This window comes from Streptomyces sp. NBC_00306, assembly GCF_036169555.1.
GTDB classification, from domain to species: Bacteria; Actinomycetota; Actinomycetes; order Streptomycetales; family Streptomycetaceae; genus Streptomyces; species Streptomyces achmelvichensis.
Genome location: NZ_CP108032.1, coordinates 952,270 through 965,229, shown reverse-complemented (window position 1 = coordinate 965,229; position 12,960 = coordinate 952,270). Strand labels below are relative to the sequence as shown.

General features: G+C 72.6%; 12 protein-coding genes. 8 read left to right on the top strand and 4 right to left on the bottom strand.

Translation table 11 applies throughout. The annotated features are described in order from the left end of the window. Window positions 1-118: 118 nt before the first annotated feature. Both OHA05_RS04210 and OHA05_RS04205 read left to right on the top strand, forming a co-directional pair. Entirely contained in the window at window positions 119-1,363 is a 1,245-nt protein-coding gene (locus OHA05_RS04210) for a sensor histidine kinase (RefSeq protein ID WP_313947762.1), read from the top strand. Then, window positions 1,360-2,025, top strand: coding sequence for a response regulator transcription factor (locus OHA05_RS04205; protein WP_313947763.1), 666 nt, complete (start codon window positions 1,360-1,362; stop codon window positions 2,023-2,025). Before OHA05_RS04210 ends, OHA05_RS04205 begins: the two co-directional genes overlap by 4 nt. On the opposite strand, the gene OHA05_RS04200 is transcribed toward OHA05_RS04205, so the two are convergent. After that, entirely contained in the window at window positions 1,986-2,291 is a 306-nt protein-coding gene (locus tag OHA05_RS04200) for a DUF6332 family protein (RefSeq protein WP_413777796.1), read from the bottom strand. The genes OHA05_RS04205 and OHA05_RS04200 overlap by 40 nt on opposite strands. 143 nt (window positions 2,292-2,434) lie before the next feature. Continuing rightward, window positions 2,435-3,916 carry an MFS transporter gene (locus tag OHA05_RS04195; RefSeq protein WP_328859861.1) on the bottom strand — a complete coding sequence of 494 codons (1,482 nt, stop codon included), beginning with the start codon at window positions 3,914-3,916 and terminating at the stop codon, window positions 2,435-2,437. A gap of 86 nt (window positions 3,917-4,002) precedes the next feature. Between OHA05_RS04195 and OHA05_RS04190 the strand changes: the two genes are divergently transcribed. Further along, window positions 4,003-4,404, top strand: coding sequence for a MarR family winged helix-turn-helix transcriptional regulator (locus OHA05_RS04190; protein WP_313947767.1), 402 nt, complete (start codon window positions 4,003-4,005; stop codon window positions 4,402-4,404). 126 nt (window positions 4,405-4,530) lie between these two features. Here the strand turns inward: OHA05_RS04190 and OHA05_RS04185 are convergent, their stop codons facing one another. Together OHA05_RS04185 and OHA05_RS04180 are read right to left on the bottom strand one after the other, a co-directional pair. After that, window positions 4,531-5,274, bottom strand: a complete 744-nt coding sequence (locus tag OHA05_RS04185; protein WP_328859860.1) for a maleylpyruvate isomerase family mycothiol-dependent enzyme — start codon at window positions 5,272-5,274, stop codon at window positions 4,531-4,533. Window positions 5,275-5,394: 120 nt separating this feature from the next. Further along, complete coding sequence (locus tag OHA05_RS04180) at window positions 5,395-6,615, bottom strand: MFS transporter (protein ID WP_328859859.1); 1,221 nt, start codon at window positions 6,613-6,615, stop codon at window positions 5,395-5,397. Window positions 6,616-6,691: 76 nt separating this feature from the next. Between OHA05_RS04180 and OHA05_RS04175 the strand changes: the two genes are divergently transcribed. The 5 genes from OHA05_RS04175 to OHA05_RS04155 all read left to right on the top strand — a co-directional run bounded on the left by OHA05_RS04175 (window position 6,692) and on the right by OHA05_RS04155 (window position 12,795). Further along, a complete protein-coding gene (locus OHA05_RS04175) occupies window positions 6,692-7,906 on the top strand; it encodes an ROK family protein (protein WP_313947770.1) in 1,215 nt (404 codons plus the stop codon). 141 nt (window positions 7,907-8,047) lie between these two features. Next, window positions 8,048-8,893, top strand: coding sequence for a YhjD/YihY/BrkB family envelope integrity protein (locus OHA05_RS04170; RefSeq protein ID WP_313947771.1), 846 nt, complete (start codon window positions 8,048-8,050; stop codon window positions 8,891-8,893). Window positions 8,894-9,139: 246 nt separating this feature from the next. After that, window positions 9,140-9,430 carry an SHOCT domain-containing protein gene (locus OHA05_RS04165; protein WP_313947772.1) on the top strand — a complete coding sequence of 97 codons (291 nt, stop codon included), beginning with the start codon at window positions 9,140-9,142 and terminating at the stop codon, window positions 9,428-9,430. A gap of 24 nt (window positions 9,431-9,454) precedes the next feature. Then, entirely contained in the window at window positions 9,455-10,228 is a 774-nt protein-coding gene (locus tag OHA05_RS04160) for an ABC transporter ATP-binding protein (protein ID WP_328863331.1), read from the top strand. After that, window positions 10,225-12,795 carry an ABC transporter permease gene (locus OHA05_RS04155; protein ID WP_328859858.1) on the top strand — a complete coding sequence of 857 codons (2,571 nt, stop codon included), beginning with the start codon at window positions 10,225-10,227 and terminating at the stop codon, window positions 12,793-12,795. Before OHA05_RS04160 ends, OHA05_RS04155 begins: the two co-directional genes overlap by 4 nt. The last annotated feature ends 165 nt before the right edge of the window (window positions 12,796-12,960 follow it).

Here is a 12,960-nt window from a genome sequence, read left to right as displayed (position 1 = left end):
GAACCACCCCCACCCCACCCACAAGCCCCGCCCCCGCCTCCCGTACTCCCCAGGGAGTACTCCTGATCGCCACGCCCGGCTGACGCCCCGCGGCCCGGTGCGCGTCTAGCGTGGCCGTATGGATGAGCAGCACACGCGTGCCCGGGGCGGCGGTCCCCCCTGGGTGCGGCGTCCGGGGGGAGAACCGCCACCACCGTTGCGTCTGTGGGAGGCGCGCCGCAACGCTCAGGTGATTCCCTGGCCTTCGACCCTGGCCCTCGCCGTCTTCGTGTTCGTCGGCTCGCGCTACGCCGCGATGGGCCAGCCGGACCGGGTGAGTCTCGACGCGCTCGCACGCGTCCTCCTGCTCGCGGGCCCGGCCGTCCTGCTGCTCCGCAACCGGTGGCCCGTCGTCTCCGTCTTCGGCGTCTGCGCCGTCACCCTCGTCTACTTCGCTTTGGGCTACCCGTACGGACCGGTCTTCATCTCCGTCGCGGTCGGCGCCTTCGCCGCGGTGACCTCCGGCCACCGGCGTGCGGCCTGGTGGGCCGTCGGAGGGCTGTGGGCCGGGCATCTGCTCGTCGCGCACTGGCTCTACCGGTATCTGCCCCCGGGCAAGGACGACGCGGCGCCGTGGGGGCAGGAACTGGTGATCGCCGCCTGGGTGGTGGCTATCCTCGCCGCCTCGGAGCTCGTCCGCGTCCGGCGCGAGGTCTGGGCACGCGAGCGCGTGGAGCGGGCGGCCGCCGAGAAGCGCCGCGCCGACGAGGAGCGGCTGCGCATCGCGCGCGAACTGCACGACGTGCTCGCGCACTCGATCTCGGTCATCAACGTCCAGGCGGGTGTCGGTCTCGCGCTCCTCGACTCCGACCCCGAGCAGGCACGGACCGCACTCACCACCATCAAGGCGGCCAGCAAGGAGGCGTTGGGCGAGGTCCGTCAGGTGCTGGACACGCTGCGTACGCCCGGAGACGCCCCGCGTGCACCGGCTCCGGGACTCGACCGGCTCCCCGAACTCGTCGACCAGGCCGCGAGCGCCGGCCTCACCGTGGAGATCGAGACGGAGGGGACGCCGATCCCGCTGTCGCCCGGTACCGATCTCGCGGCCTTCCGGATCGTGCAGGAAGGCCTCACCAACGTGGTGCGGCACTCGGGTTCGCGCGCCGCGCGGGTGCGGATCGCCTACGCGCCCGGCCGGCTCGACCTCCGCATCGACGACGACGGACCGGCCACCGGCTCCGAGGCAGGCGGGAGCGGCAACGGGCTGGCGGGAATGCGGGAGCGGGCCGCCGCGCTGGGTGGCACGATCGAGGCGGGTCCGCGCGCCGACGGCGGGTTCCGCGTCCGGGCCGTCCTTCCCGTGCAGCCGAAGGAGACGATGTGATCCGCGTACTGCTCGCCGATGACCAGCTGTTGGTCCGAGCCGGGTTCAGGGCCCTGCTGGACGCCCAGCAGGACATCGAGGTGGCCGGTGAGGCCGCCGACGGCGAGGAGGCGGTGCGGCTGGTGCGCGAACTGACCCCGGACGTCGTGCTGATGGACATCCGGATGCCCCTGCTCGACGGGCTCGCGGCCACCCGCAGGATCACCGGCGACGAGCGGCTCCACGACGTGAAGGTCGTCATGCTGACCACCTTCGAGCTCGACGAGTACGTCTTCGAGGCGATCCGCGCCGGCGCCTCGGGCTTTCTGGTGAAGGACACCGAACCGGAGGAACTGCTGCGCGCGGTACGGGCGGTGGTGGCCGGCGACGCCCTGCTGTCGCCCGGGGTGACGCGGCGTCTGATCGCGGAGTTCGCGGCCCGTTCCAAGGAGCCGAAGGACGCGGAGGGCCTCGGTGAACTCACCGAGCGCGAACGCGAGGTGATGGCCCTGGTCGGTATCGGCCTGTCGAACGAGGAGATCGCGCGCCGGCTGGTCGTCAGTCCTCTGACGGCCAAGACGCACGTCAGCCGCACGATGGTGAAACTGGGGGCCCGCGACCGGGCCCAACTCGTCGTCCTGGCCTATGAGTCGGGGTTGGTGCGGCCCGGCTGGCTGGGCTGAGCAGGCGCGGTCGAGAACCGCCACAGCACGGTCACCAGCCGCAGGACGAAGGCGATGGCGGCTGCGGCGGCGCCGGCGAGGAGCAGACCGTGTTCGACGGCGTACGGCATCGTGAACATGGCCTTGGGTCCGGCGATCACGCCGAAGACCACCGCGGCGACGAGCACCGCACTCAACAGCGCATAGCCGATCTCGACCGTGATCGCGTCACGGTCCGCCTGTGTCCGCCGTCTCTTGTTCGGCACGCCCGCCCCCTCCGGCTCCATGTCCGAAGTGTCACAGGACGGTGGCCGGCGGGCAAGGAGCCCACCGGCCACCGTCTCCCCCGTGGGAAGGGCGGCGTCGGTCGCCGCCGCCCCGGAAGCGTCCGCCGGTCCTCGCCGGACACTCCCTGCGAGCGGGGTGCCGGTCAGTCGCCGACCGTCACCCGCTCGGGCTCGGGTTGGGGCACCGACACCGACGTGGCGACCAGTACGCCGCCGCCGGTGCGCCGGGTGCGCAGACCGGTCAGGGTGATGAGCAGCCCCGCCGCCGCGACGACGGTCACCACCGCGAGGCCCGGGCGGAAGCTGTCCAGCACCTGCTGGGGAGAGCCGCCGGTGTCGCCGGCGGTGATCACCGCGGTCACGATGGCGAGGAAGATCGCACCGCCGACCTGGATCGACGTGTTGAGCAGACCGGAGACCATGCCCTGTTCGTGGTCCTCGACGCCGTTGGTGGCCTGGATGTTGAGCGAGGGGAAGACCAGCGCGCACGCCGCGCCGAGCAGCAGCATCGACGGCAGGATGACCGCCGCGTAGCTCGGTGCGAGGTCGATCCTCAGGAACAGGGCGTACGCGACGACGAGGAATCCGAAGCCGAGGGCGATCACGCGCGGCGTGCCGAAGCGGTCCACGACGGAGCCGATCTTCGTCGACGAGAGCGCCACGAGTGCCCCCGCGGGCAGGAAGGCCAGCGCCGTCTCCAGGGCGGACCAGCCGAGCAGGGACTGCATGTACTGGGTGACGAGGAACTGGAAACCGACGTACGAGCCGAAGAAGAAGGCCGCGCCGAGGTTCGCTCGGATCTGGCTGCCGGAGCGCAGTACGCCCAGCCGGATCAGGGGGTGGGAGCTGCGGCGCTCGATGGTGACGAACGCGGTGAGCAGGGCGGCCACGGCGAGGAAGGACAGCAGCGTACGGGCGGATGCCCAGCCGACCTCCGGTGCCTGGACGACGGTGAAGACGAGCAGGAGCATCGAGGCCGTGCCGGTGACGGCTCCGGGCAGGTCGTACCCCTTTCCGGAATCCTCGCGGCTGCTGCGCGGGATGAGCTTGATGCCGGCGACCAGGGCGATCAGGGCGATGGGCGCGGGAAGCAGCATGGTGAGGCGCCAGCTGACCTCGGTGAGCAAGCCCGACAGCACGAGGCCCATGGAGAAGCCGGTGGCGGCGCAGGTGGTGTAGATGGCCAGCGCGCGGTTGCGCTGCGGGCCTTCCTTGAAGGTCGTAGTGATGATCGACAGTCCGGCGGGCGCCGTGAACGCGGCGCTCAGGCCCTTGATGAAACGGCTGGCGATCAGCAGCGGTCCGGAGTCGACGAGCCCGCCGAGCAGGGAGGCGACGGCGAAGACGGCGAGTGCGATGAGGAAGACCCGGCGGCGGCCGAGGAGGTCGGCGGCGCGGCCGCCGAGGAGCAACAGGCCGCCGTAGCCGAGGATGTAGCCGCTGACGATCCACTGCAGGGTCGAGGTGGACAGATCGAGATCGGTGGCGATCGACGGCAGGGCGACGCCGACCATCGAGACATCGAGCGCGTCGAGGAACATCGCGGCGCAGAGCACGAGCAGCGTGCCCCACAGCCGAGGGCTCCAGCGCTCCTGCGCCAAGGGGACGTTGGGCGGAGAGATCATGCGCAGCACAGTACATGCACATGCATTCAATGCAAGTGCATTTAATTCCGATGCAACAAAGTGGGGTTTTCTGCTAGCGTGCGCCCATGGCAGCGAACAAGTCCGAGCGCGCACTCGTCGACGAGTGGCGCGATGTGCTGGCGCTGCACGCCCGGACGATGTGCGAGCTCGACCGCGAGCTCCATCACCACGGGCTCGGCGCCAGCGACTTCGAGGTCCTCGACGTACTCGCCGAGGAGTCGGCCGCCGACGGCGACTGTTCGTTCCGGGTGCAGGAACTCGCGGCCCGCGTCCACCTCAGCCAGAGCGCGCTGTCGCGTCTGGTGGCCCGCCTGGAGAAGGACGGGCTGGTCACCCGCGGTATGTGCAGCGAGGACCGCCGGGGTGTGCGGGTCGCGCTGACCGACGCGGGGCGAGCACGCCATGCCGAGGTCCAGCCGCTCCAGCGCGCCGTGCTCTCCCGCATGCTGCCGGGCGCCACGGCCTGAACGACGCTGTCCGAAACGGGGCGCCACGGCCGGAACGCCGCTGTCCGGACCGGGCGCCACGGCCTGAACCCGGCCGCGCGTGCCCGGGCTGCCGTCCGCTTGGGCCCGCGGCGCCCCGGACCTGCGCTACGACCAGGTGACGGAGGACTTCTCCCGCCACTCCCGGGCGAGTTCCGTGTCGCCCGTGACGGTGACGGCGCTCAGGGGCAGCCGGTTCCACAGCGTGAGGTAGAGCTGCTCGGCGGTGCCGATGAGCTCGCAGTCCGCGGCCACCTCCGCGATCGGTTCCGTACGCGGCGCGTCCGTCGAGATCCACATGGTCCACACGTCGTCCGTGTCGAGCGGCCGTACACGCAGGGCGCGGGGCACCTCGGAACGCAGCCGGCTCCGGGTGCGGCCGTGGAAGCCGCAGAGCAGTTCGGCGATGCCGTCGACGGCGAAGTCGGCAGGCACCGGGCCGGGTTTGCCGCTCAGGGCGGACTCGGCGTCGGCGCGGTGGATCGCCGTCTCGTGCGCCTGTCGCCGGGCCCAGAACGCGAGCGGAGACGGGGCCGGAAGGAAGGTCCAGCACCGCACATCGGCCGGTGACTCGGTCAGTGCCCCGACGAGGAGGCCGTGGCCCTCGCGGAACCACTCGATCAGTTCGTCGCCGTCGAGGTCGTTCTCGGGTACGGCGGGACGGAACTCCTCATGGCCTTCCGCCACGAACGCGGTGGCCCAGCGGTGCACCATGCCGATGTGACGCAGCAGGTCACGCATCTGCCAGCCCGGGCATGTGGGCACCGGCGTCGCCGGGTCCGTCCGGGTGGCCGCGGCGGCCAGCAACTGGCCCTCCCGTACGAGTGATGTGATCAGCTCGGCGGTCTCCATGCCGCAGATTGTGCCACTCGGTTCATGTCCGGTGGGGCCGTCGCGTCAGGCGACCGGCGTGAATGCGCCCCCCTGTGCGCCCCCTCTGGCAGGGCCCCGGTGGTGTGCGCCGACGAGCGGTCAGGCGTCCTGCGGCGCGGTCGCGTTCCGGGCCGCCCATCCGATCAGTGCCGCACCCGCGGCCAGTGCCGCGACCGTGGTGAGCGCGACGGGCAGCGAGAACCAGTCGGCGAGGAACCCGATCGCGGGCGGTCCCAGCAGCATGCCGCCGTATCCGAGCGTGGAAGCGGCGGCGACCCCGCCGGGGCCGGCGAGTGCGCCCGCCCGGGCCACGGCCACCGGGAAGATGTTGGCCAGGCCGAGGCCCGCCACCGCGAAGCCGAGCAGCGCGAGCCACACGGTCGGGGCGAGCGAGCCCAGCAGCATGCCGGCCGCAGCCGTCGTGCCGCCCGCGACCAGCGTGCGGGTCTGTCCGAGCCGCTCCAGCAGGGTCGTCCCGGTGAGACGGCCGGCCGTCATCGCGAGGGCGAACAGGGAGTATCCGAGGGCGGCCACGCCCGGGTGGGCGTCCAGGTCCTGCTCCAGGTGGAGCGCGCCCCAGTCGGCCATCGCGCCCTCGCCGTACGCCGTGCAGAGCGCGATCACGCCGAAGACCGTGACGAGCCTGCGGGTTCGGCCCGTGAGCCGGCGCGGCACCGGGTCCTCCTGGGCGCGCTCGGTGACCGGAGCCGTCCGGCCGAGCAGCACCCGGCCGACGACCGCCGTGACCAGCAGGCCGATGACGGCGAGGAGCAGCAGATGCACGGTGGGGGACAGGCCGCCGGCCACCAGGGCTCCCAGCCCCGCACCGACCATGCCGCCGAGGCTGAACGCCGCGTGGAAGCTCGGCATCACCGGGCGACGGAGCGCGGCGACCAGGTCGACCGCGGCGCTGTTCATCGCCACGTTGATCCCGCCGTACGCGGCGCCGAAGACGAGCAGGACGAGACCGAGGGCGAGCGTCGAGTGCGTCAGCGCGGGCAGCGCGATGCTGAGCGACATCAGTACGGCACTGGCGACGGTGACCGGATGGCTGCCGAAGCGGCGGCACAGCCGGCCCGTGAGGGTCATCGTCACGACCGCGCCCGCCGAGACGCCGAGCAGCGCGAGCCCGAGGTCGCTCGCGGATGCTCCGGTCTGCTGCTTGATCGCGGGAATGCGGACCACCCAGCCGGCGAAGAGAAAGCCGTCCAGGGCGAAGAACACGGTGAGGGCGGTGCGGAGGCGGGACAGGGGGAGTGCAGCGGTGTTTCCGCTCGGGCCCCCCGGTGCGGCCGTCCGTAGTTTGTTTAGGTGCGGCACAAACTCAGCATAGGGGTGGGGGCCCGATCCGGACAAGGCGGCTGCGCAACGGCTGGATCATGGGAGACTCGCCACCATGAACGGCAAGGCGACGAGCACCAGATCAAGGCTGGAGAGGGGCCGCAGCGCGCTCGGCCCCGCGCTGGAACTGGTTCACACCGGACGCGCGCCCACCCGCGCCGTGCTCACCGCCGAACTCGGGGTCACCCGTGCCACGGCCGGAGCGGTCGCCGCCGAGCTGGAGGCGCTGGGCCTGATCCGGGTGGACTCCCGCCCCGGCGCGGCCGCCGGATCGCAGGGCCGTCCCTCCCACCGGCTCTCCGTCGACGACACGGGCCCGGTCGTCCTCGCCGCCCAGGTGCACGCCGACGGTTTCCGCGCGGCCCTCGTGGCACTCGGCGGCCGGACCGTCGCCACCGCCCCCGGCTGTGTCACCGTCTCCGCCGACCCCGCCCAGGTGCTCGGCGAGGTCGTGGCCGCGGGCGCCGCGCTGCTGCGCGAGAGCGGCCGACGGTGCGTGGGCGCCGGCCTCGCCGTGCCGTCCGCCGTCGCCGAACCCGAGGGCACCGCCCTCAATCCGCTCCACCTCGCCTGGCCCGCGGGCGCTCCGGTACGCGACATCTTCGCCGAGCGGGTACGGGCCGCGGGCATCGAGGGACCTGCCTTCACCGGCAACGACGTCAACCTCGCCGCCCTCGCCGAGCATCGGCACGGCGCGGGCCGCGGCGCGCAGCACCTGCTCTGCGTCGCCACCGGCCACCGCGGCGTCGGCGGCGCGCTCGTCCTCGACGGACGGCTGCACACCGGCAGCGCGGGCCTCGCGCTGGAGGTCGGCCATCTGACGGTCAACCCCGAGGGCCGCGCCTGCCACTGCGGAAGCCGCGGCTGCCTCGACGTCGAGGCCGACCCCCTCGCCTTCCTCACCGCCGCGGGCCGCGACCCCGGCCCCGAGGTCTCCCTGCTGGAGCAGTCGAGGGAACTACTGCGCACGGAGTATGCCGATCCCGGCGTCCGAGCCGCCTGCGAGGAGCTGATCGACCGTCTGGGCCTCGGGCTCGCCGGGCTCGTCAACATCCTCAACCCCGACCGCATCATCCTCGGCGGACTCCACCGCGAGCTGCTGGGCGCGGACCCCGAGCGGTTGCGGGCCGTCGTCGCCGACCGCAGTCTGTGGGGGCGCAGCGGCGGTGTGCCGATCCTCCCCTGCACGCTCGACCACAACAGCCTGGTCGGGGCGGCCGAACTGGCGTGGCAGCCGGTCCTGGACGACCCGCTCGGCGCACTGCTCTGACCTCGCCGTCCCCTGCCGGCAGGACGGGGACGCACGGGTACTCGTCCGGGGCATCGGCGGCACTTCTCCGGGGCATGCGCCGGCACTCGTCCGGGGGCATGATGGACGCTTCGCGACGTATGAGCGGGTAGTCGACGACCTATGACCCACAAGCCCGCCGGTGCACAGCCCCCTGCGCACCGGTTCCAGCACCTGCGCGACAGGTTCATGGCCTCCTGGGCCGGCCTCGTGTGGTCGCGCGGTCGCGAGCTGGAGCTGATGCACCGGGCCATGGGATTCGCCGCGCTCGGCTTCCTCACCCTCGTGCCGCTGCTGATCGTGGTCGCGGCGGCCGACCCGGCGAGCGGCCAGGGATTCGCCCGGTGGCTCGGGCAGGCGCTGGGCGTCTCCCCGGCCTCCGAGGACGAGGTCGGGCGGCTCTTCGGAGTGCCGGGTGCCGCCTTGCAGCGCACCACCGCTTTCGGTCTCGCAGCGCTCACCGTCTTCGGTCTGACCTTCGGCTCCGTGGTGCAGACCGGCTACGAGAAGGTGTGGGACCTGCCGACGGCCCGCTGGCACACCATGTGGCGGCACGTCGTCTTCCTCGCCCTGCTGATCTGCTTCCTGCTGGCCTTCGTCAACACGCCCAACCCGCTGGACTCCGCCCTCGGCGCCGCGATCGGTGTCCTGGCGGACCTGATCGGCACCTGCGCCTTCTTCTGGGTCGCCCAACGTGTGCTCCTCGGCGGCCGGGTCCGCTGGTGCGCCCTGTTCCCCGGGGCGGCCGCCACGGCCCTCGGTCTGCTCGGGCTGCGGATCTTCTCGCAGCTCGTCTTCTCCCCGCTGATCGCGTCGAACACCGTGGTCTACGGCCCGATCGGGACCGTCCTCGTCATCCAGTCCTGGCTCGTCGGAGTCGGCGTGGTGGTCTACGGCGGCGCGATCATCGGGCGCATCATCCACGAACGCCGCGTCCACCGCCGGATGGCGGAGGCGGACGAGGAGTGACACGGCCCCGGGCCGGGTGCGGCACGGATCTGCGCCACCGGGCCCCTCGCCCCTGACCCACGGCCGTAGGGACAGGGCTGAGCCCTCACCCCCGCCGGAGCGGGGAGCAGCCGTGAAAGCCCTGCGTACTCCCCGGGTGGTACGCGCACTGCCGCTGGCCGTACGACGACGTCGGCCCCCTGCGGCGGGAGCCTCGGTAGCGACAAGGAATCACGCACCACCATCGCCACCGAGGAGTTGACCGAGATGAACACCCTGGCGCACACAGGCGGGCCCGGCCCGTGGATGCTCTTCTTCCCGCTGGTCTGGGCGGCCGTCGTCGTCGGCGTCGTCACACTGGCGCGCCGCACCGGCTTCCGGCGCGGACGCCGCGGCCCCGGCCCCTGGAACCAGCGCCCCGCACACGGCGAGAACTCGCCGATCGCCCTGCTCGGCCGCCGGTTCGCCGCCGGTGAGATCGACGAGGACGAGTACTGGCGCCGGCTGTCCGTCCTCGACGAGCAGTTCGGCCGCGTCGGCAAGGACGGTGCGGTGTGAACACCACGACCGCGACCACCCCCCCTGTCCGCGACCCGGACGCGGGCCGCGGCGCGCGTCGTCGACGCCGTGAAGGTCTACGGCAGGGGCGACACCGAGGTGAGGGCTCTGGACGGGGTGAGCGTCGACTTCCCGGCCGGCCGTTTCACCGCGATCATGGGGCCCTCGGGCTCCGGCAAGTCCACGCTGATGCACTGCGCTGCCGGGCTCGACACCCTGACATCGGGCTCGGCCCTCATCGGCGACACCGACCTCAGCTCACTCGACGACCGCAGGCTCACCCTGTTGCGCCGCGAGCGCATCGGCTTCGTCTTCCAGGCCTTCAACCTCATCCCCACGCTCACCGTCACCGAGAACATCACCCTCCCCATGGACCTCGCCGGCGACCGGCCTGACCAGGAGTGGCTCGACGCGCTCATCGACACCGTGGGACTGCGTGACCGCCTCGGCCACCGGCCGGCCGAACTCTCCGGCGGCCAGCAGCAACGGGTCGCCGTGGCACGCGCCTTCGCCGGCCGGCCCGACGTCGTCTTCGCCGACGAGCCCACCGGCAACCTCGACTCCCGTTCGGGCGAAGAGGTACTGCGCCTGCTGGGCCGTGCGGTGCGCCGGACCGAGCGGACGGTGGTGATGGTCACCCATGATCCCGTCGCCGCCGCCCACGCCGACGAGGTCGTCTTCCTGGCCGACGGACGGCTCGTCGACCGGATGGAAGCCCCGACCGCCGAGCGCGTCCTGGACCGTCTGAAGGCGTTCGACATGCGCGACCGCGACACCTCTGCGGAGGCGACAGCATGAGCAGCAGCCGCGCGTCCCTGCGCCTCAGCATCGGCTCACTGCGGGCCCACAAGCGGCGCTTCGCGGGAACGTTCACCGCCGTCCTCCTCGGGGTGGCCTTCCTCACCGGCACCCTCGTCATGGGCGACACACTGCGCGGCAGCTTCGACACGATGTTCGCCAGCGCCAATGGCGGCACCGACGCCGTCGTCCGCAGCTCCAACGTCGTCACGGTCCCCGGTGACGCCCAGGGGACCCGGCAGAACGTGCCTACCGACCTCGCCGCCCGTATCAAGGGGGTCGAGGGCGTCGCCGCCGCGGAGCCAAGCATCCAGGGCGCGGGACAGCTCGTGGGAGCTAACGGCAAGCCGATCGGCGGGCAGGGCCCTCCGACGGTCGCCGGCAACTGGATTGCCGACACCGAACTCAACCCGTATCAGCTCGCCGAGGGCCGCGCCCCCGCCCGTACCGGCGAAGTCGTCGTCAACCGCGGCGCCGCCGAGACGGGCGGGCTGGAGATCGGCGACCGCACCGTCCTGCGCACCCCCGACCCGGTACGGGTCACGGTCGTGGGGCTGGCCACCTTCGGCGGCGAGGACGGCATGGGGCAGGTGACCTTCACCGGTATGACCCGGGCCGACGCCGAGAAGTACCTCACCCCGAAGCCCGGTGAGGCAGCGTCCGTCCAGGTGCGGGCCGGGCCCGGCACCGGTCAGCAGGAACTGGTCGACGCGCTCCGCCCCGTGCTCCCCGCAGGCGTCGAGGCCATCACCGGACAGGCGTCCACCGAAGAGAACCAGGACATGATCTCCGGTCAGTTCCTGAGCCTGTTCACCACCTTGCTCCTGGTCTTCTCCGGCATCGTCCTGCTGGTCGCCACCTTCTCCATCTACAACACCTTCGCCATCGTCATCGCCCAGCGGACCCGCGAGAACGCGCTGCTGCGCGCCCTCGGAGCCTCCCGCCGCCAGATCGTCGGCTCGACTCTCGCCGAGGCGAGCGCCGTCGCGCTCGTCGCCTCCGGTGCCGGGCTGCTCGGCGGTATCGGTATCGCGGCAGGACTGCGGGCGCTGTTCCCGGTCATCGGATTCCCCTTCCCCGAGGGCGGCCTGGTGATCAGCGCTCTCTCCCTGCTGCTGCCGCTCGCCGTCGGGGTGCTCGTCTGCCTCGGCTCGGCATTGATGCCGGCAGTGCGCGCCGGACGTACCGCCCCGCTGGCGGCCCTGCGCGAGACGGCGGTCGACCGGTCGGCCGCCTCGGTGAAGCGTGCCCGCACCGGCGGGGCCGTGGCGCTCGCCGCCCTCGCCGTCATCCTCGTCGGCGTCCTCGCGACCCCGTCCATCTGGCTTGCCGCCACCGGCGCGATCCTCGCCCTCGCCGCCTTCGTGGTGCTGGGCCCGGTCGCGTCCCCGTACGCCGTACGGATCCTGGGCGCACCGCTCGACCGGCTGCGCGGTGTCTCCGGCAGGCTGGCCCAGCGCAACGCCCTGCGTAGCCCGGGGCGCACGGCGGCGACCGCCACCGCCCTGATGATCGGCGTCGCGGTCGTCTCGCTCTTCACCGTCTTCGGCGCCTCGCTCAAGGCCACCATGGACCAGACGGTCTCCCGCTCCTTCGCGGGTGATGTCGCGGTCAGCGCACCCTCGTTCGGCGCGGGCGGCAGCGGGCTCAGCCCGAAGCTCGCCCCGGTCATCGCGGCGCTGCCCGAGGTGGAGACCGCCGTCGGTCTCGGCCAGGGCGTCGCCGAGGTCGACGGCGCGGGCCGTCAGCTGACGGTCACCGATCCGGTCGCCCTCGGCAGGGCGTTCGACCTCGGCACGGTCCGGGGCTCGCTCGACGGGCTCGGCAGCGACGGCATGGCCGTGGCGGCCACCGAGGCCGGGAAGCGGGGCTGGAAGCCGGGCTCGACGGCCGACGTCACCTTCACGGACGGCACGTCAAAGACCTTCACCGTGCGCGCCGTGTACGAACAGGCGGAACTCGCGGGCGACTACGTCATCACCCGCGGGGCCTGGGCCCCGCACCGCGGCCAGGACTCCGACACGCTGATCGCCGTCGGCTTCAAGGACGGTGTGCCGACCGCGGACGGCACGGCAGCCGTCGAGAAGACCGCGTCCGCCTACGGAAACCCCGAGGTGCAGACCCGCGAGGAGTACGCGCAGTCCGCGGCGGGCGCCATCGACATGATGCTCACGCTGGTCTACGCACTGCTCGCGCTGGCCGTCGTGATCGCGCTGCTGGGCATCGCCAACACGCTCACCCTCGCGATCCACGAACGCACCAGGGAACTGGGCCTGTTGCGGGCCGTCGGCCAGACGAGGACCCAGCTGCGCGCCATGGTGCGCTACGAGTCCGTGCTGGTCGCCGCGTTCGGCACGGCCGGCGGACTCGCACTCGGCGGACTGCTCGGCTGGGTGCTGGTCAAGGCGTCCGAAGGCACGGGCGACACGTCCTTCGCCTTCGCGGTGCCGCCCGTGCAACTGCTGGTGGTGGCACTCGTCGGCCTGGTCGCCGGAGCGGTCGCGGGCTGGCGGCCCGCGCGCCGCGCCGCGCGCCTGGACGTGCTGCGGGCCATCGCGACGGAGTAGGGCCTTTCTCGGAAGTCTCGCCCGCCCCGCGCCGCCCGGCACGCACCCGCGCGATGTTGGCGAAGTCGCTCAAGTACGTCCCGTACAAGGGCGATCTCCCCCGCCCTCCGGCGGGGGCGCCCCCACCGCCTGCGATGGCATGCACCGGACGCCGCAGGGCCCGCC

Excerpts from the sequence above, each read along its gene's own strand:
- OHA05_RS04210 (WP_313947762.1), top strand. The coding sequence starts at position 119 with ATGGATGAGCAGCACACGCGTGCCCGGGGCGGCGGTCCCCCCTGGGTG.
- OHA05_RS04200 (WP_413777796.1), bottom strand. The coding sequence starts at position 2,291 with ATGGAGCCGGAGGGGGCGGGCGTGCCGAACAAGAGACGGCGGACACAG.
- OHA05_RS04195 (WP_328859861.1), bottom strand. The coding sequence starts at position 3,916 with ATGATCTCTCCGCCCAACGTCCCCTTGGCGCAGGAGCGCTGGAGCCCT.
- OHA05_RS04190 (WP_313947767.1), top strand. The coding sequence starts at position 4,003 with ATGGCAGCGAACAAGTCCGAGCGCGCACTCGTCGACGAGTGGCGCGAT.
- OHA05_RS04185 (WP_328859860.1), bottom strand. The coding sequence starts at position 5,274 with ATGGAGACCGCCGAGCTGATCACATCACTCGTACGGGAGGGCCAGTTG.
- OHA05_RS04175 (WP_313947770.1), top strand. The coding sequence starts at position 6,692 with ATGAACGGCAAGGCGACGAGCACCAGATCAAGGCTGGAGAGGGGCCGC.
- OHA05_RS04170 (WP_313947771.1), top strand. The coding sequence starts at position 8,048 with ATGACCCACAAGCCCGCCGGTGCACAGCCCCCTGCGCACCGGTTCCAG.
- OHA05_RS04165 (WP_313947772.1), top strand. The coding sequence starts at position 9,140 with ATGAACACCCTGGCGCACACAGGCGGGCCCGGCCCGTGGATGCTCTTC.
- OHA05_RS04155 (WP_328859858.1), top strand. The coding sequence starts at position 10,225 with ATGAGCAGCAGCCGCGCGTCCCTGCGCCTCAGCATCGGCTCACTGCGG.